Annotated in this window: 21 protein-coding genes; 11 read left to right on the top strand and 10 right to left on the bottom strand. The window is 68.5% G+C overall.

Going from position 1 to position 19,169, the window contains the following annotated elements:
• Nucleotides 1-423 precede the first annotated feature (423 nt).
• The 4 genes from HWX09_RS28765 (at nt 424) to HWX09_RS33915 (ending at nt 4,011) form a co-directional block, all read left to right on the top strand.
• Nucleotides 424-1,368: an ABC transporter ATP-binding protein gene (locus HWX09_RS28765; protein WP_027781348.1), complete on the top strand. Its 945-nt coding sequence runs from the start codon at nt 424-426 to the stop codon at nt 1,366-1,368.
• A 3-nt stretch (nt 1,369-1,371) separates the two neighbouring features.
• Nucleotides 1,372-2,133 (top strand): ABC transporter permease, encoded by a 762-nt coding sequence (locus tag HWX09_RS28770; protein ID WP_027781349.1) that lies wholly within the window; start codon nt 1,372-1,374, stop codon nt 2,131-2,133.
• 161 nt (nt 2,134-2,294) lie between these two features.
• A complete protein-coding gene (locus HWX09_RS28775) occupies nt 2,295-3,725 on the top strand; it encodes an MFS transporter (RefSeq protein ID WP_027781350.1) in 1,431 nt (476 codons plus the stop codon).
• 151 nt (nt 3,726-3,876) lie between these two features.
• Entirely contained in the window at nt 3,877-4,011 is a 135-nt protein-coding gene (locus tag HWX09_RS33915) for a hypothetical protein (RefSeq protein WP_256980665.1), read from the top strand.
• 42 nt (nt 4,012-4,053) lie between these two features.
• Here HWX09_RS33915 and HWX09_RS28785 read toward each other — a convergent pair whose 3' ends face one another.
• Complete coding sequence (locus HWX09_RS28785) at nt 4,054-4,284, bottom strand: hypothetical protein (protein ID WP_027781351.1); 231 nt, start codon at nt 4,282-4,284, stop codon at nt 4,054-4,056.
• A gap of 155 nt (nt 4,285-4,439) precedes the next feature.
• Here HWX09_RS28785 and HWX09_RS28790 point away from each other — a divergent pair, with 155 nt between their 5' ends.
• The 5 genes from HWX09_RS28790 to HWX09_RS28810 all read left to right on the top strand — a co-directional run bounded on the left by HWX09_RS28790 (nt 4,440) and on the right by HWX09_RS28810 (nt 9,430).
• The gene (locus HWX09_RS28790) at nt 4,440-6,206 is read left to right on the top strand and encodes an ATP-binding protein (protein ID WP_027781352.1); all 1,767 of its coding nucleotides are present in this window, start codon (nt 4,440-4,442) and stop codon (nt 6,204-6,206) included.
• Nucleotides 6,207-6,366: 160 nt separating this feature from the next.
• Nucleotides 6,367-6,798 (top strand): YciI family protein, encoded by a 432-nt coding sequence (locus tag HWX09_RS28795; protein ID WP_027781353.1) that lies wholly within the window; start codon nt 6,367-6,369, stop codon nt 6,796-6,798.
• 104 nt (nt 6,799-6,902) lie between these two features.
• Entirely contained in the window at nt 6,903-7,709 is an 807-nt protein-coding gene (locus HWX09_RS28800) for a DinB family protein (RefSeq protein WP_027781354.1), read from the top strand.
• A complete protein-coding gene (locus HWX09_RS28805; RefSeq protein ID WP_027781355.1) occupies nt 7,706-8,446 on the top strand; it encodes an alpha/beta hydrolase in 741 nt (246 codons plus the stop codon). The genes HWX09_RS28800 and HWX09_RS28805 overlap by 4 nt, the downstream gene beginning before the upstream one ends.
• Before the next feature lie 108 nt (nt 8,447-8,554).
• Nucleotides 8,555-9,430: an alpha/beta hydrolase family protein gene (locus HWX09_RS28810; protein ID WP_175888613.1), complete on the top strand. Its 876-nt coding sequence runs from the start codon at nt 8,555-8,557 to the stop codon at nt 9,428-9,430.
• A gap of 159 nt (nt 9,431-9,589) precedes the next feature.
• Here HWX09_RS28810 and HWX09_RS28815 read toward each other — a convergent pair whose 3' ends face one another.
• Both HWX09_RS28815 and HWX09_RS28820 read right to left on the bottom strand, forming a co-directional pair.
• Complete coding sequence (locus HWX09_RS28815) at nt 9,590-9,820, bottom strand: hypothetical protein (protein ID WP_027781357.1); 231 nt, start codon at nt 9,818-9,820, stop codon at nt 9,590-9,592.
• Nucleotides 9,821-10,028: 208 nt separating this feature from the next.
• Entirely contained in the window at nt 10,029-10,928 is a 900-nt protein-coding gene (locus HWX09_RS28820; protein WP_027781358.1) for a hypothetical protein, read from the bottom strand.
• A gap of 77 nt (nt 10,929-11,005) precedes the next feature.
• On the opposite strand from HWX09_RS28820, the gene HWX09_RS28825 reads away from it, so the two are divergent.
• Nucleotides 11,006-11,344 carry a helix-turn-helix transcriptional regulator gene (locus HWX09_RS28825; protein WP_012339501.1) on the top strand — a complete coding sequence of 113 codons (339 nt, stop codon included), beginning with the start codon at nt 11,006-11,008 and terminating at the stop codon, nt 11,342-11,344.
• Nucleotides 11,345-11,362: 18 nt separating this feature from the next.
• Here the strand turns inward: HWX09_RS28825 and HWX09_RS28830 are convergent, their stop codons facing one another.
• From HWX09_RS28830 to HWX09_RS28860, 7 genes are all read right to left on the bottom strand, one after another.
• Entirely contained in the window at nt 11,363-12,241 is an 879-nt protein-coding gene (locus tag HWX09_RS28830) for an energy transducer TonB (RefSeq protein ID WP_155257272.1), read from the bottom strand.
• A gap of 48 nt (nt 12,242-12,289) precedes the next feature.
• Nucleotides 12,290-13,429: a pyrroloquinoline quinone biosynthesis protein PqqE gene (gene pqqE, locus HWX09_RS28835; protein ID WP_027781360.1), complete on the bottom strand. Its 1,140-nt coding sequence runs from the start codon at nt 13,427-13,429 to the stop codon at nt 12,290-12,292.
• A 1-nt stretch (nt 13,430) separates the two neighbouring features.
• Complete coding sequence (gene pqqD, locus HWX09_RS28840) at nt 13,431-13,712, bottom strand: pyrroloquinoline quinone biosynthesis peptide chaperone PqqD (protein WP_006480620.1); 282 nt, start codon at nt 13,710-13,712, stop codon at nt 13,431-13,433.
• Entirely contained in the window at nt 13,709-14,428 is a 720-nt protein-coding gene (gene pqqC, locus HWX09_RS28845; protein ID WP_027781361.1) for a pyrroloquinoline-quinone synthase PqqC, read from the bottom strand. The genes pqqD and pqqC overlap by 4 nt, the downstream gene beginning before the upstream one ends.
• Before the next feature lie 2 nt (nt 14,429-14,430).
• The gene (pqqB, locus tag HWX09_RS28850) at nt 14,431-15,354 is read right to left on the bottom strand and encodes a pyrroloquinoline quinone biosynthesis protein PqqB (protein ID WP_027781362.1); all 924 of its coding nucleotides are present in this window, start codon (nt 15,352-15,354) and stop codon (nt 14,431-14,433) included.
• A gap of 60 nt (nt 15,355-15,414) precedes the next feature.
• Entirely contained in the window at nt 15,415-15,489 is a 75-nt protein-coding gene (pqqA, locus tag HWX09_RS28855) for a pyrroloquinoline quinone precursor peptide PqqA (protein WP_006485436.1), read from the bottom strand.
• A gap of 313 nt (nt 15,490-15,802) precedes the next feature.
• On the bottom strand, nt 15,803-17,833 hold the full coding sequence (locus HWX09_RS28860) for a sigma-54-dependent Fis family transcriptional regulator (RefSeq protein ID WP_027781363.1): 2,031 nt from the start codon (nt 17,831-17,833) through the stop codon (nt 15,803-15,805).
• 306 nt (nt 17,834-18,139) lie between these two features.
• Between HWX09_RS28860 and HWX09_RS28865 the strand changes: the two genes are divergently transcribed.
• Nucleotides 18,140-19,156, top strand: coding sequence for an alpha/beta fold hydrolase (locus tag HWX09_RS28865; RefSeq protein WP_027781364.1), 1,017 nt, complete (start codon nt 18,140-18,142; stop codon nt 19,154-19,156).
• Nucleotides 19,157-19,169 lie beyond the last annotated feature (13 nt).

Genomic DNA, 19,169 nt, shown 5'->3' on the forward strand with positions numbered 1-19,169 from the left:
CGCTCCGCTCCGTATCATCGTGAAAGGAACGCATTATCGCGAGCGCCACGCGTGCCGTCCCGGTACGGCGCGACGGCCGGCGGACAGCACAGTCGGCCGGCCCGTCGGGCGGCCACGCGGCCGCTGCCCGGTTCGCGCAAAACAAGCCGGATTATTCGCGTCACTCAAATAAAGCACCGGGTCATTGAGCGATATCACGGCAATTCACGCAAATCCGGCACCCACACTGCCCGGCCTTTCCACCAGAATGCATTTCGATCTGCCGATTGCTAATATGGCGGTCCCGCGATCCCGCACCACAATACCGTTCGACATGACGCCCGTTCGCCATGCCGTCCCCGGTCCCGGCCGCTTCGCAGCGGCGGCGGCGCCGGGCACGCGCGGCGCCCGCCGTCGCGCCGGGCGACCGTGCCATCCGTGAGCATGCAACCGATCCTTTCCGTCTCCGACCTCTCCAAGACTTACGCGTCCGGCTTCCAGGCGCTGAAGCACGTGACCCTCGACATCCGCCCCGGCGAGATCTTCGCGCTGCTCGGGCCGAACGGCGCCGGCAAGACGACGCTGATCGGCTCGATCTGCGGCATCGTCACGCCGACCGAAGGCCGCGTGACGGTCGGCGGCCACGACATCCGCGATCAATACCGCGCGGCCCGCGAAATGATCGGCCTCGTGCCGCAGGAGCTGACCACCGACGCATTCGAAACCGTCTGGGCCACCGTGTCGTTCAGCCGCGGCCTGTTCGGCAAGGCGCCCGATCCCGCGTACATCGAGAAGACGCTGAAGGCGCTGTCGCTGTGGGACAAGCGCGACAACAAGCTGATGACGCTGTCGGGCGGCATGAAGCGTCGCGTGATGATCGCGAAGGCGCTGTCGCACGAGCCGCGCATTCTGTTCCTCGACGAACCGACGGCCGGCGTCGACGTCGAGCTGCGCCGCGACATGTGGAAGCTCGTCGATTCGCTGCGCGAAAGCGGCGTGACGATCCTGCTGACCACGCACTACATCGAGGAAGCCGAGGAGATGGCCGACCGGATCGGCATCATCCTCGGCGGCGAGCTCGTGCTCGTCGAGGAAAAGCGCGAACTGATGCGCAAGCTCGGCAAGAAACAGCTCACCGTGCAGCTCGAACAGCCGCTCGCGGACGTGCCGCCCGCGCTCGCGCCGTTCGGGCTCGAGCGCGCGGAAGACGGCGCCGCGCTCGTCTATACGTACGACTCGCAGCGCGACGACGCGAGCATCGCGAAGCTCATCAATGCGCTCGGCTCGGCCGGCATCGGCTTTCGCGACCTGCACACGACGCAGAGCTCGCTGGAAGACATTTTCGTCAGCCTGATCGACAACCGCCGCAACGGCGTGCAAGGAGCCTGACGCATGAACTGGCATGGAATCCGCGCGATCTACCGCGCAGAAATGGCCCGCACGCGCCGCACGCTGATGCAGAGCATCATCGCGCCGGTGATCTCGACGTCGCTGTATTTCGTCGTGTTCGGCTCGGCGATCGGCTCGCGCATCAGCGACGTGAACGGCATCGGCTACGGGTCGTTCATCGTGCCGGGCCTCGTGATGCTGTCGCTGCTGTCGCAGAGCATCTCGAACGCGTCGTTCGGCATCTACTTCCCGCGCTTCACGGGTACGATCTACGAGATCCTGTCCGCGCCCGTGTCGTACTGGGAAATCGTGATCGCGTACGTCGGCGCGGCCGCGTCGAAGTCGATCCTGCTCGGCGTGATCATCCTCGCCACGGCCGGCCTGTTCGTGCCGCTGCACATCCTGCATCCGTTCTGGATGGTGCTGTTCCTCGTGCTGACGGCCATCACGTTCAGCCTGTTCGGCTTCGTGATCGGCATCTGGGCCGACAGCTTCGAGAAACTGCAGCTCGTGCCGCTGTTGATCATCACGCCGCTCACGTTCCTCGGCGGCAGTTTCTACTCGGTCGACATGCTGCCGCCCGCGTGGCGCGTGATCACGCTGTTCAATCCGATCGTCTACCTGATCAGCGGCTTTCGCTGGTCGTTCTACGGGATCGCCGACGTGCACGTGTGGATCAGCCTCGCCGCGACCGCGCTGTTCCTCGTGATCCTGCTCGCGATCGTCGCGTGGATGTTCCGCACCGGCTACAAACTGAAGAATTGACGCCGGCCGGCGTCGCGCGCGCCGCCCGCCGATGACGCATTTGGGCAAGCAGGCGGCGTTTTTCCTCTGATGCGGCAGTTTGTGGTCGCGTCTACTGAATACGAAGCATCGGGGCCCTGGAGCATGCGCTGCGCGGCCCCTTTTTCATTTCAGAGGACGCCATGCCCGCCGCCACCGCTCCCGCCTCCGCCGCCGCCGCCGCCCGGCTCGAACGCCTGCCGTTCTCCGGCTATCACAAGCGGATCTTCTTCATCATCGCGATCGCGTTCTTCTTCGATTCGGTCGATCTCGGCACGATGACGTTCGTGCTCGGCTCGATCCGCAAGGAGTTCGGGCTGTCGACCGCGGCCGCCGGCCTCGTCGCGAGCGCGAGCTTCTTCGGGATGGTGCTCGGCGCGGCCGTCGCCGGCCTGCTCGCCGACCGCTTCGGCCGCCGGCCCGTATTCCAGTGGAGCATGGTGCTGTGGGGCGCCGCGTCGTACCTGTGCTCGACCGCGCAGAGCGTCGACGCGCTGATCGTCTACCGCGTGCTGCTCGGCATCGGGATGGGAATGGAGTTTCCGGTCGCGCAGACGCTGCTGTCCGAATTCGTGCCGGCCGAGAAGCGCGGCCGCCTGATCGCGCTGATGGACGGCTTCTGGCCGCTCGGCTTCATCACGGCCGGCATCGTCGCGTATTTCGTGCTGCCGCAATTCGGCTGGCGCACCGTGTTCGCGCTGCTCGCGATTCCGGCCGTGTTCGTGCTCGTCGTGCGCCGTATCGTGCCGGAATCGCCGCGCTGGCTCGAACATGCGGGCCGGCACGCGGAAGCCGACACGGTGATGCACGCGATCGAGACAAAGGTGATGCGCTCGGCCGGCGTCACGACGCTGCCGCCGCCGTCGCGGCTCGCCGAGCCGGCCGCCGCCCGTGGCCGCGGCGCATTGCGCGAGATCTGGAGCGGCGTGTACCGCCGCCGCACGGTGATGGTGTGGCTGCTGTGGTTCTTCGCGCTGCTCGGCTTCTACGGCCTCACGTCGTGGCTCGGCGCGCTGCTGCAGCAGGCCGGCTTCGAAGTCACGAAATCGGTGTTCTACACGGTGCTGATCTCGCTCGGCGGCGTGCCGGGCTTCCTGTGCGCCGCGTGGCTCGTCGAACGCTGGGGTCGCAAGCCGACCTGCATCGCGTCGCTGATCGGCGGCGGCGCGATGGCGTACGCATACGGCCAGAGCGCGCTGTACGGCGGCAGCACGACGCTGCTGATCGTCACCGGCCTCGCGATGCAGTTCTTCCTGTTCGGGATGTGGGCGGCGCTGTACACGTACACGCCCGAGCTGTACGGCACCGGCGCACGCGCGACGGGTTCGGGCTTCGCGTCGGCGATCGGCCGCGTCGGCTCGCTGATCGGGCCTTACGTGGTCGGCGTCGTGTTGCCGGTGTTCGGCCAGGGCGGCGTGTTCACGCTCGGCGCGCTGTCGTTCGTCGCGGCGGCCATCGCCGTGTGGACGCTCGGGATCGAGACGAAGGGGCTCGCGCTGGAGCAACTGGCGGCAGGCGACGACGCGGGCGGCAGCGGACGGTACCCGGCGGCGGCGGCGGACGAGGCGTCCTGATCGCCGGGAGGGCCTCGAGCCCGTTTCGGGTCGGGTGGGCGTTCAGCGCCGTGCCCGGCCCGTTGCATGAACCAACCGGCTTCGCATCCGGTGGACGCTGCTAGTCTGGACCGACGGTTCGCGCGCGGACTACCTGCCGTCGCTCGCGCACATGGCGAGCGCGCTGCGCCGGATCCAGGCGCTCGATCTCGACATCATCCTGCCGATGCACGGCCCGGCGATCGCGCACGACATTCCGCGCGTGCTCGCCGGTGCGATCGCCCATTGCGAAGCCGCCGCCGCGTAAGCCGCGGCGGCGGTCATCCGGCAGCGGTGCGGCCGCGGCCGGTCAGGCGTCGGCGACGACGAACTCTTCGGCCACCTTGCGCTGGACCGCGGCCATCACGGCCAGTTCGCGCTTGCTGCGCGCGTCGCCGGACACGACGCCCGTCGCGTGCTTGGCCTTCGCACCCAGCGGGAAAAACACGAACGACGCGCCGGCCGGAGCCGCCGGCTCCGCACGCAGGCGTTTGTTCAGGATTTTCAGGTACTTCTTCTTCGAGACTTCCTTAGCAGCCATGGCGCCCTCCGCGTACACGTGACGCGGATCAGCATACCAGCTTTGCCGACGCGCTCCGTGACAGCGGTCGCGCGAATCGATCTGCTCTAAAATGGAACCCGCTTACGCGACCTGCCGCACCGCCCGCGGCCGCATGTCCTCATCGGAGCGCTTCCATGCATGTCGAGTTGTTCGCGCAGCATCACGCTTGCCCCGGCTGGCAGGGCGACATGGCCCGCCGCATTACCGCATTCGACTGGTCGGCCACCGGGCTGGGCCCGATCGACGGCTGGTCCGCCAGCCTCGTCGCGGCAGTCCGCACCGTGCTCGCCTCGCCGCTGCCGCTGGTGATGCTGTGGGGCCGCCCCGGCTACATGATCTACAACGACGCGTATGCCGGGTTCGCCGGCGGCCGCCATCCGTATCTGCTCGGTCAGCCGGTCGAACTCGGCTGGCCCGAAGTCGCCGATTTCAACCGCAACGTGATGAATACCTGCCTCGCCGGCGGCACGCTGTCCTATCGCGACAAGGCCCTCGTGCTGCTGCGCAGCGGCCGCCCCGAAGACGTCTGGATGGATCTGCACTACAGCCCTCTGCCCGACGACGACGGCGCGCCGGGCGGCGTGCTCGCCGTCGTGGTCGAGACCACCGAGCGCGTGCTCGCCACGCGCCACCGCGATCGCGCGGAAGCCGCGCTGCAGGCATCCAATGCCGAGTTGCGCGACCTGACCGAAACGCTCGAACAGCGCGTGACCGACGCGATCGCCGAGCGTGCGGCGATCGAGGAACAGTTGCGTCACGCGCAGAAGATGGAAGCGATCGGCAGCCTGACCGGCGGCATCGCGCACGACTTCAACAACGTGCTGCAGGTGATCAGCGGTAATCTGCAGATCCTCTCCGTCGAACTCGGCGCGCATGCGAGCGCGCAGCCGCGGATCGAGAACGCGAACAACGCCGTGCGGCGCGGCGCGCAACTGGCGTCGCACCTGCTCGCGTTCGCGCGACGCCAGCCGCTGGCGCCGACCACGCTGAACCCGTGCCGGCTGATCGACGGCATGAACGAGATGCTGCACCATGCGCTCGGCGAGACGGTGCGGATCGTCTCCGCGCTGTCGCCCGACGTCGGCAACGTGCTGGCCGACCGGCACCAGCTCGAAAACGCCCTGCTGAACCTCGCGATCAATGCGCGCGACGCGATGCGCGGCGGCGGCACGCTGACGATCGCCGCGTACAACGGCACGCAGCCCGGCCCCGCGGCCGGCACGCGCCGCGCCCCGATGCCGCCCGGCGAATACGTGACGTTCGAGATCGCCGACACGGGTGTCGGCATGACCGCCGACGTGCTCGAACGCGTCTTCGAACCGTTCTTCACGACCAAGCCGGACGGCGAAGGCACCGGGCTCGGGCTCAGCATGGTGTTCGGCTTCGTCAAGCAGAGCGGCGGCCACGTGTCGATCGACAGCACGCCCGGCCAGGGCACCACCGTGCGCCTCACGTTTCCGCGCTGCCACGAGGCGGCCGACGAGCCTGCCCGCACGCAGCAGCAGGATGCGGTGCGCGGCCGCGAAACGATCCTCGTCGTCGAGGACGATGCGGATGTCCGGCTGACGGTGGTCGACATGCTGGCTCAGCTCGGCTACAAGGTCATCACGGCGTCCGACGGCGAAGCCGCGCTGCGCGTGCTCGACAGCGAGACGCCGATCGCTCTGCTGTTTACCGACGTGATCATGCCGGGCCGCGTAAAGGGCAGCGAACTCGGACGCCGCGCCGCACTGCGCAAGCCGCCGTTGCCGGTGCTGTTCACGTCCGGCTACACGCGCGACGAGATCTTCCACGCGGGGCGGCTCGACCCCGGCGTGATGCTGCTCGGCAAGCCGTACCGGCGCGACGAACTCGCCGCCCGGATCCGCGGCGTGCTCGATGCGCAGGCCGACGCGGCATGACGCGTTGCCGTTACGGCGCCCTCCGTCGTTTCGAGCGCCGCTGAATTTTTTTGCCCGCGATGTCGATTAGCGTCGCCGTCGCGCGTCGTATTGTCGTAACCGATCGTTTTGCCGTCGCACCGCCGGCAAGCGCCCTGTTCCCGTTCAAGGAGATACGACAATGCGCGTCATGGTCATCGTCAAAGCCACCGCCGATTCCGAATCCGGCCGCCTGCCCGACACCGACATGCTGGCCGCGATGGGCCAGTTCAACGAGGAACTGATGAAAGCCGGCATCCTGCTCGCCGCCGACGGGCTGCACCCGAGCAGCCGCGGCAAGCGCGTGCACTTTTCCGGCAAGCACCGCGCGGTCATCGACGGCCCGTTCGCCGAAACGAACGAACTCGTCGCCGGTTACTGGCTGTGGCAGGTGAAATCGATGGAGGAAGCCGTCGAATGGGTGAAGCGCTGCCCGAACCCGATGCCCGGCGACTCCGACATCGAGATCCGTCCGTTGTACGAGATTGAGGATTTCGGCGACGCATTCACGCCCGAGCTGCAGGAACAGGAAGCACGGATGCGTGCGGAAGCCGACGCGCGGCAGAAGCCCTGAACGACCGGCGCGCGGCCGCGGCCCGCAGGTGCCCGAACGCGCCGGTTGACGGAGCCCCACCGAGTAACGTATCGTTTTGTCACGTTAGTCGGTAGGGCTCCGCCATGCATTCCCGTTTCGACCGTTTCCGCTTGACCGCGCTCGGCGCCCAGCTCGAAGCGCTGATCGACCAGCCCGAGCGCTATCTCGAGTTCGCGGCGCTGTCGCGCGTCGGCGTCGCCGCGGTCGGCGCGATCCAGGACGAGATCGCGCGCACGTTCCCCGAAGTCGAAGCCGACACGACGGCCCGCCAGTTCTGCGGCGCGATGGTCGCCGACGTCATGCGCCGCCACGGCCACGAGGTCGTGCAGGCGCGCGGGCGGCTCGGCGGTGCGCTGTTCAGCTATGGCGCGGTATTCAGCGCGCACCCGCACCGCCTGCCGTTCGCCGACGTCGTCGCCGCGCTGGCTCGCATGCCCGAGCGGCTCGCCGCCTGTGCGGCGCATGTACCGGCGGCGCTGGCCACGCGCCGGCCGGCCGGCACCGGCTTCTCGCTCGTCGAACATGCGTGCCACCTGCGCGATCTCGATGCGGTGTTCGCCGCGCGCATCGACGCCGTGCGCACGGCCGAGCTGCCCGTGATCGAGTCCGTCGACGGCACCGCGCTCGCCGCGCAACGCAACTATCTCGCGCAGCCGCTCGATCTCGCCGTCGCGGCGTTCGGCCGCGGTCGCGCCGCGCTGTGCGCCACCGCGGCCGCGCTGGAACCGTCGCAACTCGCACGCTGCGGGCTGCGCGACGGCATCCGCCGCATGTCGCTCGACGAACTCGTGCGCGAGCTGCTCGATCACGACCGCACGCACATGCTCGAACTCGACGAACTGCTCGCCGAACTCGAATTGCCGCCACTTCCTTCCGTGCACGCCGCATGATCCCGCCCGCACCCGTCGTCTTCATTCACGGTTTCATCGGCACGTTCGACGTGCGCGGATGGAACGGCCCGCATCTGCACCTCGACCTGCTCGGCTACGGCGCGCATCGCGCCACGCCGCCCGACGCGATCTCGCTTGCCGCCCAGGTCGAGCACGTGCGGCAAACCGTCGATACGCACTTCGGCATGCAGCCGGTCGATGTCGTCGGCCATTCGGTCGGCGGCGCGATCGCGATGCTGTTCGCGCACGCGCACCCCGAACGCGTGCGGCGCATCGTCAACGTCGAAGGCAATTTCACGCTCGACGATGCGTTCTGGTCGGCATCGGTCGGCCGCATGACGCCGGGCGAAGCCGAGGCGATGCTCGACGGCCTGCGCGCGGCCCCGCTCGACTGGCTGCGCGGCGCGATCGACGCCCCGTCGCCGGGCCAGCTCGACGACGCACGCCGCTGGCTCGCGCATCAGCCGGCATCGACGCTGCGCGCGATGGGCTGCTCGGTGATCGAAACGACCGGCGCCGCGGGCTACCTGCCGGCGCTCGCGCAGGTGTTCGAGCGTCACCCCGTCTGGCTGATCGCCGGCGAACGCTCGCGCGCGGGCTGGCACGTGCCCGAGCATGCGCTCGCGCACTGCGCCGGCTTCGACACGATCGCCGGGTGCGGGCACCTGATCGCGGCCGAGCGGCCCGAGGCGCTGCGCGCCGCCATCGCGCGCATCGTATGCAAGCCGTCCACCTGACAACCCGTAGGATTCGCCGAAATATGGTTGAAAGGCGCGGTTGCTAGAGTCGTCGGAACAGGGTTTTCCCGGCCTCGGGCCGGACTGGGTCGACACATGCAAGGATCGATGCGCCTGGCACGTACCTTCTGGCTACTTCTGCTGCTCGCCGTCACGAGCCCTGCTTTCGCCTTCCATGCGCGGGTCGTCGCGATCCCGAGCGCCGCGATGAGCGAGACGCTGAAGGCCACCATCGTGCTGCCCGACGATTACGCGCGCGACAACCACGGCGAACGCTACCCCGTCGTCTATCTGCTGCACGGCTCGGGCGGCGACCATACCGACTGGACGTCGAACACGCGCATCGCCGCGCTGGCCGACCGCTATCGCGTGATCCTCGTGATGCCCGACGGCGGACATGAAAGCTGGTACATCGACAGCCCGTTCGATTCGGGCAGCCGCTACGAGACCTTCATCGGCGATGAAGTCGTGTCCTATGTCGACCTGCATTTCCGCACGATCGCGGCCCAGCACGCGCGCGCGATCACCGGGCTCAGCATGGGCGGCTTCGGCGCACTGCGCATCGCGCTCGACCGGCCCGACACGTTCGGCGCGGTCGGCAGCATCAGCGGCGCGGTCGATCCGCGCTGCTGCACGGACGAGCCGGGCATCGACCACGTGTTCGGCGATCCCGGCCGCCATCCGTCGTTCTGGAACCGCAACGTGATCGCCGAAAACGCGCGGGCGTTCGTGCGCGCACGTCTCGACCTGACGATCGATTGCGGCCGCGGCGATGCGTTCGTCGGCTCGAACCGCATGCTGCATGAACGGCTCGTCGCGCTCGGCGTGCCGCACGACTATGCGGAGCGGCCGGGCGGCCATACGTGGGATTACTGGGCGAATGCGATCCGCTATCAGATGCGGTTTTTCGCGACCTCGTTCCAGCATCGCGGCTACGCGTCTCGTGCCGCGCCGTCCGCGCCGGGCATGACGCGCGCGGGCTGACGCACAGCTGCCCGTCACAGCGGCTGTCCTGCCGAAGGCCGCCAGGGCCTGACGTCGGAAATCGAAACGGGATGACGAATCGGCATGCCGGGTATGCGCCCCCGGCAAGAAGATGAACGCGCGTCGCTCGACGCGCGAAAAAGAGAAACGACGAAGCCGTCAGTTGTCGTGCGTGGTGCTCGCGCCGACGATGCGATCGAAGAACTCCTGTGCACGCGCCAGCTCGTCGAGCGCGCGATCGAGACGCGACATCGCGCGTGCGTATTCGGCCGACGAGCCGTCGTCGTCGCCTTCGCCGCGCACCGCGCGAAATGCCTGATCCACGTTGCGCGTCGCTTCGACGAAGCGTTGTGCGGCCCGTGCTTCCTGCGAACAGATGTGGGTCGACATCGACACTCCTCCCTCGGGATTACAGTGTGAAGCACGCCGACGCTCAGTGTGCGTGGTACGCATGTCGGCGGCGTGAACCACGACCCGTCGCATTGTCGACGCATCGGCCGCCGCACCGCGCGCTTCGTGCCGATTGTCCCTCCGCGCTCGCCGATCCGCTACGGCGAGATTGCAACAAATTTTTGCGCGAACGACTTCGCGCGCGCCGTCACGCGCGCCCGACGCGCGGATGGGCCAGCCCGGCGAACGCGGCTGTCTCGCCCGGCGAGAGGTCGAACAGATCGCCGGTGAGATCGCGCGGATGCTCGACCGCCGGCCGATGGCGAATGCGCGCGACATGCGTGGGCGCCACATACGCGGCCGCCGTTTCGATCGGCGGCACATCGAACAGATCGCGCGTGACGCCGCGCACGGCGTCCGTCGGCGCGCGGCCGCGCAAGCGCGCGACCAGCTCGACGAAACGATCGAAATCGCCCGCGCGCGTGGCCTTGTTCACTTCCGCGAGATCGCGTGCCTTCAGCACGCACGGCTGCGCAAGCCGCACGAAATACGGTGCTTCGAGCTCCACGGACAGCGCGAGCGGATAGCTCTTGCCCGTCTGCTCCTTCGCACGCCCGATGCAGTCGACCACGGCCGCTCCCTGCGCGGCGCCCAGCGGCCTGCCGGTGCTCACGCTGCGCAGGTGATCGGAAAACACGCGCAACTGCGTGCCGACCGTCAGCGCGGTGGACGACGCGCACACGAGTGCGTAGTGCTGCTCGCGGCGCCGGCCCGACGGCAACGTCGAACGGCTGGCGATGAACGTATGCGGCGGCAAGGGCCGCACCTGCCCGCTTGCGTCGACCCAGGCATTCCACAGCAGCGCGTCCTTGCGCTCGCCTGCGCGCGGTCGCGACGCGACCGGCGAAAACAGCGCGAGCAGCGAGCCCGTGCGATGCGCGGCGACTTGCGCGCTGCTGCCGAGCGGCTGGTTGATTCCCCACAGAAAACGCCCGCCCCCGAGCCGGCGCTCCCATTCCTTGCGGAGCACGACGGTCGGCAGTTCCTCGCCGGACTCGGTACCGATCTTGGTCCAGCAGAACGTGGGTGGGAGGTGTTTCAGTGTCATCACTTTCTCGGGATACAGCCTCGCTGCTGACAGCAAGCCCATTCAACAGCCGTAACTGTATAGGTATAATGCATCGCATGGAAGCCCCGGACCAAGATTTTCCCGTTCAAGACCTGTTGCGCCGCCTGATGGCAGATACACGCTCGTCCAGCGAAATCGCGCGACTTTCCGGGGTCAGCCAGCCAACCGTATCGCGCCTGCGGCTGTCGAACGGGCGCCGGCTGCGCCGCAGCGCGCCATTCAACAAGCTATGCAGTTTCTATGGTGTCGATACGGAGCCGTCGCGCCGCCGGTACAACGACCTGTTGCGCGACGCGATCGTCGACGCGTGGGACGGCTCGGACGAGCACGGCCGGGCGCTGCTGGTCGTGATTCAGGGGCTGAAGGATTTGCAGGCGAAGGCCGACGACGGGTGATGTCGCCGGCATGCCCGGTCATTCATCGAGATTGAACGTGATCGGCACGCGCGCCCGTATCGGCGACGTCGCGCCGTTCTCCGCATGCGTGGCGCAGCGGCTCGCGAGCACCGCGTCGCGCGCCGCTGCATCGAGACGCGGATAGCCGCTGCCGGCTACGACACGCGCGGCGATCACCCGGCCTGTCGCATCGGTTTCCAGTTCGACGAGCGCGGTGCCGTGCTCGCCGGTGCGCAACGACTGCGGCGGGTAGTCGGGTGGGGTCAGCGCACACTCGGGATGCGCGACGAAACGCGGCGTTGCGGGCGCCGGAGATGCCGGCAATTGGGCTCGTGTATGCGTGGCATCGGGTGTCGCATCGTCGCGTGGTGTGTCGCGTCGCTCGACGGCCGCTGCGGATGGCACGAGCCGGGATGGTGCGGACGCATCGTGCGAGGGCGGCCTGGTTCGGTCGGATGCGGCCGGTTTGATCGCCGATGATTTGGCGCTCGCCGGCGAGCGGGATGCGGACGCCGCGCGCTGCATCGCGCGCGACGCAGCCTTCGATTGCGTCGCGGAAGCCGCCATCGGCGACACCGCCGGCGCCGGCGCAATCAGCATCGCCACCATCACCTGACGTTGCACGGGCACGCTGCGCACGGCCGGTTCGCGTGCGAGCAGCATCAATACGCCCGCGTGCAGCACACAGGCCGCAGCGGCAGCCAATGCGATGCGCGTGCCGCGCGGGCCGGCGCGATCGTCGACGATCCTGCGCGCCCCGCTCGTCTGTCGCATGCTGAAAACAGCCGTCCGCATCACGCTCTCCGTCCAGTGTTCGGCCGTCCTTTCACACTCCAATCGCGCCGAGGATATAAAGAGGACTGCGTATCGACCCTTCCGATATCCATCGCGTCGCACCGCCTCACTCGCCGCTGCCGCCGCTGCCGCCGTCCCGGCCGTGCCCCGTCAGCCGTCGCACGTCGCGCCGCATTGCGCGAGCGAATTCTCCTTGCTGCGAAAAACCAGCGGCTGTTCGTCGCGCGGCGCACGACGTCGCGCGAACTGCACGGCCCGTTCGATCTGGTCGTGATGCGCGGACTTCGCGCACACCGGATCGGCCTCCTTCGGATCGCCGGCCAGCAGGTAGGCCTGGCATCGGCAACCGCCGTGATCCGTATGACGCTCGTCGCACGTGCGACACGGCTCTCTCATCCAGTCTTCGCCGCGAAACGCGTTGAACGCATCGCTGTCGTACCAGATTTCCCGCAGCGACCGGTCGCGCACGTTCGGCAGCGCGAGCCCCGGCAGCGACCGCGCGGCATGACACGGCAGCGCGGTGCCGTCCGGTGCGACGCCGAGGAACACCGAGCCCCAGCCGTTCATGCAGGCCTTCGGGCGGCGCTCGAAATAGTCGGGCACGACGAACAGGATCTTGCAGCGCTCGCCGATCAGCTTGCGATAGCGATTGACCGTTTCCTCGGCCTCGCGCACCTGCTCGACGGTCGGCATCAGCTGATCGCGATTGAGCATCGCCCAGCCGTAGTACTGCGTATTCGCGAGCTCCAGGTAATCGGCGCCGAGATCGAGCGCCATCTCGATGATCTGTCCCACGTGCGGCAGGTTGTAGCGATGCAGCACGCAGTTGAGCACCATCGGGTAGCCATGCGCCTTGATCAGCCGCGCCACGTCGCGCTTCAGTTCGAACGTGCGCGTGCTGGTCAGGAAATCGTTCAGCTCGCGCGTCGAATCCTGCAGCGACAACTGGATGTGGTCAAGCCCGGCGGCCTTGAGCCGCTCGATGCGCGCGACGTTCAGCCCGATGCCCGACGTGATCAGGTTCGTATAGAAGCCGAGCCCGCGCGCATGCGCGACGAGCATCTCGAGGTCGCCGCGCTGCAGCGGCTCGCCGCCCGAGAAGCCGATTTGCGCGGCGCCGAGCGCGCGCGCATCGCTGATGACCGTGCGCCATGCGTCGGTGTCGAGTTCCGCGCCGTGCGTCGCGAAGTCGATCGGGTTGTAGCAGAAGGCGCAGTGCAGCGGGCAGCGGTACGTGAGCTCCGCGAGCAGCCACAGCGGCGCGGAAGGACGGGAAGTATCGGGCGTCATGTCAGTCCAGCCAGCCGCGCAGCCGCGCATGATCGAGAAAACGGTAGACGTCGGTCGCGAGATCCGATTGCATGAACAGGCGCTCGAGTTCGCCGATGATGTCGTCCAGTTCGCGCGTGCCGTCGCAGCGCGCGAGAATCTCGCCCGCACTCGGGTTGAGCTTGACCATGCCCTCCGGATAGAGAAGCACGTACGCATCCTGGGCCGCCTCCCATTGCAGGCGGTACATGCCCCTGAGGCAGGGGCGCAGCGGCACGCCGCTGGCGGCTTCGATCGCGTTCATAGCGGGTAGGCCTTTTCGACGGCGTCGAGCATCGACCACAGGATGTCGAGCTTGAATTGCAGAATGCCGAGCGCGCGCTGCTGCGCCTCCGGTGTCGTGAAATGCGCGAGCGTAACCGCGAGCCCATGCTCGACGTCGCGCTGCGCGAGCGGCACGCGGCTGCGGAAATAATGCAGCCCGGCCGGCTCGATCCACGGGTAATGCGACGGCCAGCCCGCGAGCCGGTCGAGATGGATCTGCGGCGCGAACATCTCGGTCAGCGACGAGCACACGGCTTCCTGCCATGGCGCGCGTCGCGCGAAATTCACGTACGCATCCACCGCGAAACGCACGCCGGGCAGCACGTGTTCGAGCGACCACAGTTCGGCACGCGTGAGGCCGCATGCCTCGCCGAGCCGCACCCACGCCTCGATGCCGCCTTCGTTGTCGCCCTGCCCGTCGTGGTCGATCAGCCGCTGGATCCAGCGGCGCCGCGTATCGCGGTCGGGGCAGTTCGACAGGATCGCCGCATCCTTGAGCGGGATGCAGATCTGGTAGTAGAAGCGGTTCGCGACCCAGCCGCGGATCTGCGCGGGCGAACAGGCACCGCCGTTGAGCCGCCGGTTGAACGGATGATGGATGTGATAGCGCGATTCGAGCGCACGCAGGCGCGCCTCGAATTCGGTCGCGGTCCAGGGCGTCGTGTGCAACGCCGTAGCGGGGATCGGTGCGTTCATCGTCAGACCTGGAATTGCATGCCGTCGTGTGCGACGTCGATGCCATGCGCGCGCAGGTGCGCGTGCTCGACGGAATGCGGATCGAGAATCGGGTTCGTGTTGTTGATGTGCGTGAGCACCTTGCGCGTTCGCGCGGGCAGCATGTCGAGCCAGTCGATCATGCCGGGCCGCCCGGCTTCCGCGCACTGCGCGAGATGCCCCATGTCGGCCGCGTGCTTGCCCGACAGGCCGAGATCGATCATCTCGGTCCCGGTCCAGAACGTGCCGTCCGCCAGCACGAGATCGGCGCCGTCCATTGCCGCGCGCACGTCGTCGGTGACCGACGCGAGCCCCGGTGCATAGAATGCGCGCCGCCCGCTCGCGACGTCTTCGATCGACAGCGCGATGTTGTCGCCGGGCGCGGCCGCCGCGCGTCGCGGCGAATAAGGCGGCGGCTTGCTGTCGACGGCGATCGCGGTGAAGCGGATCCCGCTCGCCGCCGGCACCGTGAACGGCTCGCCGGGCACGATCGTGTGCGCGGCGACGCCGCAGTAATGGCCGAGCAGCGGCACGAGCGGCAAGCCGGTCGACAGGTCGTCGAGCACCGGCGCGCTCGCGTAGAGCGGCAGCGGCGTCGAGCGCTCGCGCAGCATCAGCAGGCCCGTCACGTGGTCGATCTGCGCGTCGCACAGCACGACGGCCGCGATGCCGCTGTCGCGAATCGCGCGCGCCGGTTGCAGGTCCGGATCCGCGCGCAACTGGGAAAGAATGTCGGGCGACGCGTTGACGAGGACCCAGTCGACGCCGTCGTCGCTGACCGCGATCGACGACTGCGTGCGCGGCAGCACGTGGCCGCTGCCGCTGCGCGCACGGCGGCAGTTCGCGCAATTGCAGTTCCATTGCGGCAGGCCGCCGCCGGCTCCCGAACCGAGTATCTTGACCTTCATGGCGTCAGCTCCCGAGGCCGCCCGCGCCGACCACGGCGAAACGGGCGGCACGCACGGCAATCAGCGGTTGGCGATGTACATCGTGATTTCGAAGCCGAAGCGCAGGTCGGTATAAGACGGTGTCGTCCACTGCATGGTGTGTCTCCTGTCGAGTTGATGATTGATGCGTTGCTGGTGAGTCGAACAACCGCGGCAATCGAGCGGTCGGTTTCTCTTCAGCAAGGAGCGTGCCGAAGCCGTATTTCGGCGGCGCGGCGGCGATGGACGGCCGTCCTCCGGGCATCGGGACGCAATCCTTACGAATCGCCGACACGATTCGCGCGAATGCGTGCCGCCACCCCGGCGGCGCGATGCCAGCGAGTGGTCACAAGTGTTGAATCGTTGAACACCGGTGTTGCAACTTGACACACCGGCTGTGACAGGTCGCGCAGCGCGCGACGGCTGCGCGTCAGCTTTCGTCGGACGGAAGACGGCCCGCGTCGGCAGCCGGCATCTTCCGGTAGATCGTGTTGCGCGAGACGCCGAGCGCGCGCGCCGCGGCGGACACGTTGCCGCCATGGCGGGCTAGCGCGGCGGCGATCGCGGATGCGGCGACATCCTGGAGACGCGCGTCGGCGGGCGGCAACGCGTCGGCAATACAGGGCCCGGCGCCCGCCGCGGCGGGGGCATCGGGCGTGGCCTGCATAACCTGCGCATCGCCGCGCCGCAGGTCGTCGAAGAAGTCGTCCGGCAGGTGCTCGCGCCGGATTTCGCCGTCGTCGTCGACCATGGCCGCCGCCGTGCGCAGCAGATTGCCGAGCTGGCGGAAATTGCCCGGCCACGTGCAGCGCACGAACAGCGCCATCACGTCCGGCGCGACCGACAAGGGCGGCCGGCCCGGGCCCGCGAACGCCTCGCGTTGCAGCATCTTCTGCACGACGACCGCGAGATCCGTGCGGTCGCGCAACGGCGGCAGGCGCACCACGAGGCCGTTCAGCCGGTAGTAGAGATCCTCGCGAAAACGGTTCTGCGCGATCATCTCGCGCAGATCGCGGTGCGTCGCGCAGATGATCGCGATGTCCACGGCGATCGTCTTCGTCGATCCGAGCGGGTTCACGAGACGCTCCTGCAACACGCGCAGCAGCCGCACCTGCAGCGGATACGGCATGTCGCCGATCTCGTCGAGGAACAGCGTGCCGCCGTTCGCCTGCAGCAGCTTGCCGATCGCCCCCTTGCGGCGCGCGCCGGTGAACGCGCCCTCCTCGTAGCCGAACAGCTCGGACTCGATCAGCGTCTCCGGAATCGACGCGCAGTTGACCGCGACGAACGGCGCGTCGCGCCGCGGCGAGTCGTTGTGGATCGCCTGCGCGAGCAGTTCCTTGCCGGTGCCGGTCTCGCCGGTGATCAGGATCGGGATGTCCTTGCCGATCACCTTGCGCACCTTCGCGATCACGCACGCGACCTGCGCATCGCCGGTGTCGAGATAGTTGAGCCGCGACAGGCCGGCCGACGAGCCCGCCGCCGGTGCGGGCACCGCGTTCGCGCGTGCGCCCGGCGCCCCCGCGTCGTGGACGTCCGTCGGCCGGCTGCCTTCGGCGAGCGTCGCGCGGCGGAAGTGCACGCGTGCGCAGACCACCGCGCCGTTGCCGAGATTCAGCATCAGATGCCGGTCGATACTCGCGCGCATGCGGTCGATCAGCTGCGCACTGGTGACGTCGAACAGCGACGACAGCGTGTGCGCGCGCAGCGCGGCGAGCGGCATGCCGAGCTGGAACTGCGCGCTGCGATTGGCCGACAGGAAGCGGCCGTCGGCGGTGAACGCGACGATCCCTTCCATCAGCGTGCCGAGGAACTCGGGGCGGCCATGGAACGACACCTGCAGCGTTTCCTGGAACGTTGTCGTAAACAGATGATTCTCGATCATCTGCACCGACATCTTCGCGAGCGCCATCGTGTGCTGGTGATAGCTGCGGTGGTCGCCCGTCACGTCGAGCACGCCGATCGCGTCGCCGTACGGATCGAGGATCGGCACGCTCGAACAGGTCAGGAAGCGGTTCGCGGCCAGGAAGTGCTGGTCGCCGTGGACGACCATCGGGCACAGCTCGGCCAGCGCCGTGCCGATCGCGTTGGTGCCCTGCCGGTTCTCCGCCCAGTTCGCGCCCGGGCGCAGCGCGACCTTCTCCGCGCGGCGCAGGAAATCGTCGTCGCCGATCGAATGCAGGATCAGCCCTTCCGCATCGGTCAGCACGATCATGCTCTGCGTGTTGACGATCTGCTCGTGAAGCGTCTCCATCACCGGCATCGCGTGCACGCACAGCACCCGGCTCTGCTCGCGCTTGAGCACCAGCGCCGCGTTCGACAGCACGTCGTAGTCGGGACGTGCCGATACCTGCAGGCCGAACGTCTCCGAACGCTCGTGAGCCTTCTGGATCGACGGCGCGGGCCAGCCGGCGGGATGCGCGGCCCATGATCCGGCCGCCTGCTCTACGTCATCGCGCATTGTCTCCTCCGGGGGATCCTTCCGGTCAACTGCCGGACTCTTTGCCGTCATTGCAAGCAAGCATCGGGCCACGCTGACGCCCCGACAAGAATTGAAAGCACGATGTAATCGATCGACCGGGCGGCGACGGCGGCGTGTCGCGCGGCGGCCAGACCTTCGTGATACCGCGATTTGCCGACGCCTGACTACCCGTGCGAATCCGTATCTTCGGGGCTGGCGCGTTTCTGGCTTGATCGCAGAACCGATCCGGCCGCTGCCCGGCCGGGTGACGGTTGCCTCCCTCGATTCCGCCCGAACCCTATCGACATGACGCGTCGCCCGATTCGATCCACGCCGTCGCCCGCGCCGCGGGCCTTGTCCGACACGCCGGCGGCGCCGGCCACGCCCGTTCGCCGACGCCTGCACCGCGACGCGCAATCGATCGCATTCGCCGTGGCCGGCGCCGCGCAAGGCCATCCGGTCGTCGTGCTGCACGGCGGGCCCGGCAGCGGCAGCCAGGCCGGCATCCTGCGGCTGTTCGACCTCACTCGCGTGCGCGTCGTGCTCGTCGACCAGCGCGGCGCGGGCGCATCGGCTCCGCGCGGCGGCACACGCCACAACAACACCGCGCAGTTGATCGCGGATCTGGAGGCGGTGCGCGAGCAGCTCGGCATCGCACGCTGGGGCGTCGTCGGCGGATCGTGGGGCGCCGCGCTCGCACTCGCATATGCGGGCACGCATCCTGAGCGGGTGACGGGCGTCGTGCTGCGCGGCCTGTTCCTGACGTCGCCACGCGAAGTCCGAGGGCTCTTCATGACGTCCCGCTCGCGTGCGCCGCGCGAATGGCGATGCCTGCATGCGGCGGCCGGCGGCGGCCGGCCGGATCGCCTGCTGTCGCGCTGCGCGCAGCGGCTGCGCCACGGTGCGAGCCCCGCCCGGCAGCGCGCCGTGGCGCTCGCGTGGCGCGCGTACGAAAACGCCGTCCTCGCATCGGCACGCACGCGCCGCTCGCCCGTGCGCGCGATCCGCTCGGCGAAGACCGTCGGCCGGCTGATCGACAAATACCGGATCCAGGCGCACTACCTGCAACACGATTGCTGGCTCGGCGAGCGCCGCGTGCTCGCTCTGGCGCGACGGGCCGCACAGGCCCGCGTGCCGCTATTCGCCGCGCACGGGATGCACGATCCCGTTTGCCCGGTCGGCAATGTCGAGCGCCTCGCGCGAGCCGCGCCCGAGGCGGGAATCGAATGCGTGAAGGCCGGGCACCTGGCCAGCGAACCCGCGTTGGCGCGCAGCGTCGCACGCGCCGTGAATGCGATGTTCGCGGCGGTGCCGTTCACGTGACGGCCCCGCGCCC

The organism is Burkholderia sp. BCC1208, from assembly GCF_902833095.1.
Taxonomy (GTDB): Bacteria; Pseudomonadota; Gammaproteobacteria; order Burkholderiales; family Burkholderiaceae; genus Burkholderia.

Excerpts from the sequence above, each read along its gene's own strand:
- pqqD (WP_006480620.1), bottom strand. The coding sequence starts at position 13,712 with ATGAACGCGATCGAAGCCGCCAGCGGCGTGCCGCTGCGCCCCTGCCTC.
- pqqE (WP_027781360.1), bottom strand. The coding sequence starts at position 13,429 with ATGACGCCCGATACTTCCCGTCCTTCCGCGCCGCTGTGGCTGCTCGCG.
- pqqB (WP_027781362.1), bottom strand. The coding sequence starts at position 15,354 with ATGAAGGTCAAGATACTCGGTTCGGGAGCCGGCGGCGGCCTGCCGCAA.
- HWX09_RS28765 (WP_027781348.1), top strand. The coding sequence starts at position 424 with ATGCAACCGATCCTTTCCGTCTCCGACCTCTCCAAGACTTACGCGTCC.
- HWX09_RS28790 (WP_027781352.1), top strand. The coding sequence starts at position 4,440 with ATGCATGTCGAGTTGTTCGCGCAGCATCACGCTTGCCCCGGCTGGCAG.
- HWX09_RS28785 (WP_027781351.1), bottom strand. The coding sequence starts at position 4,284 with ATGGCTGCTAAGGAAGTCTCGAAGAAGAAGTACCTGAAAATCCTGAAC.
- HWX09_RS28795 (WP_027781353.1), top strand. The coding sequence starts at position 6,367 with ATGCGCGTCATGGTCATCGTCAAAGCCACCGCCGATTCCGAATCCGGC.
- HWX09_RS28810 (WP_175888613.1), top strand. The coding sequence starts at position 8,555 with ATGCGCCTGGCACGTACCTTCTGGCTACTTCTGCTGCTCGCCGTCACG.
- pqqC (WP_027781361.1), bottom strand. The coding sequence starts at position 14,428 with ATGAACGCACCGATCCCCGCTACGGCGTTGCACACGACGCCCTGGACC.
- HWX09_RS28805 (WP_027781355.1), top strand. The coding sequence starts at position 7,706 with ATGATCCCGCCCGCACCCGTCGTCTTCATTCACGGTTTCATCGGCACG.
- HWX09_RS28860 (WP_027781363.1), bottom strand. The coding sequence starts at position 17,833 with ATGCGCGATGACGTAGAGCAGGCGGCCGGATCATGGGCCGCGCATCCC.
- HWX09_RS28775 (WP_027781350.1), top strand. The coding sequence starts at position 2,295 with ATGCCCGCCGCCACCGCTCCCGCCTCCGCCGCCGCCGCCGCCCGGCTC.
- HWX09_RS33915 (WP_256980665.1), top strand. The coding sequence starts at position 3,877 with ATGGCGAGCGCGCTGCGCCGGATCCAGGCGCTCGATCTCGACATCATC.
- HWX09_RS28820 (WP_027781358.1), bottom strand. The coding sequence starts at position 10,928 with ATGACACTGAAACACCTCCCACCCACGTTCTGCTGGACCAAGATCGGT.
- HWX09_RS28770 (WP_027781349.1), top strand. The coding sequence starts at position 1,372 with ATGAACTGGCATGGAATCCGCGCGATCTACCGCGCAGAAATGGCCCGC.
- HWX09_RS28815 (WP_027781357.1), bottom strand. The coding sequence starts at position 9,820 with ATGTCGACCCACATCTGTTCGCAGGAAGCACGGGCCGCACAACGCTTC.
- HWX09_RS28865 (WP_027781364.1), top strand. The coding sequence starts at position 18,140 with ATGACGCGTCGCCCGATTCGATCCACGCCGTCGCCCGCGCCGCGGGCC.
- HWX09_RS28825 (WP_012339501.1), top strand. The coding sequence starts at position 11,006 with ATGGAAGCCCCGGACCAAGATTTTCCCGTTCAAGACCTGTTGCGCCGC.
- HWX09_RS28800 (WP_027781354.1), top strand. The coding sequence starts at position 6,903 with ATGCATTCCCGTTTCGACCGTTTCCGCTTGACCGCGCTCGGCGCCCAG.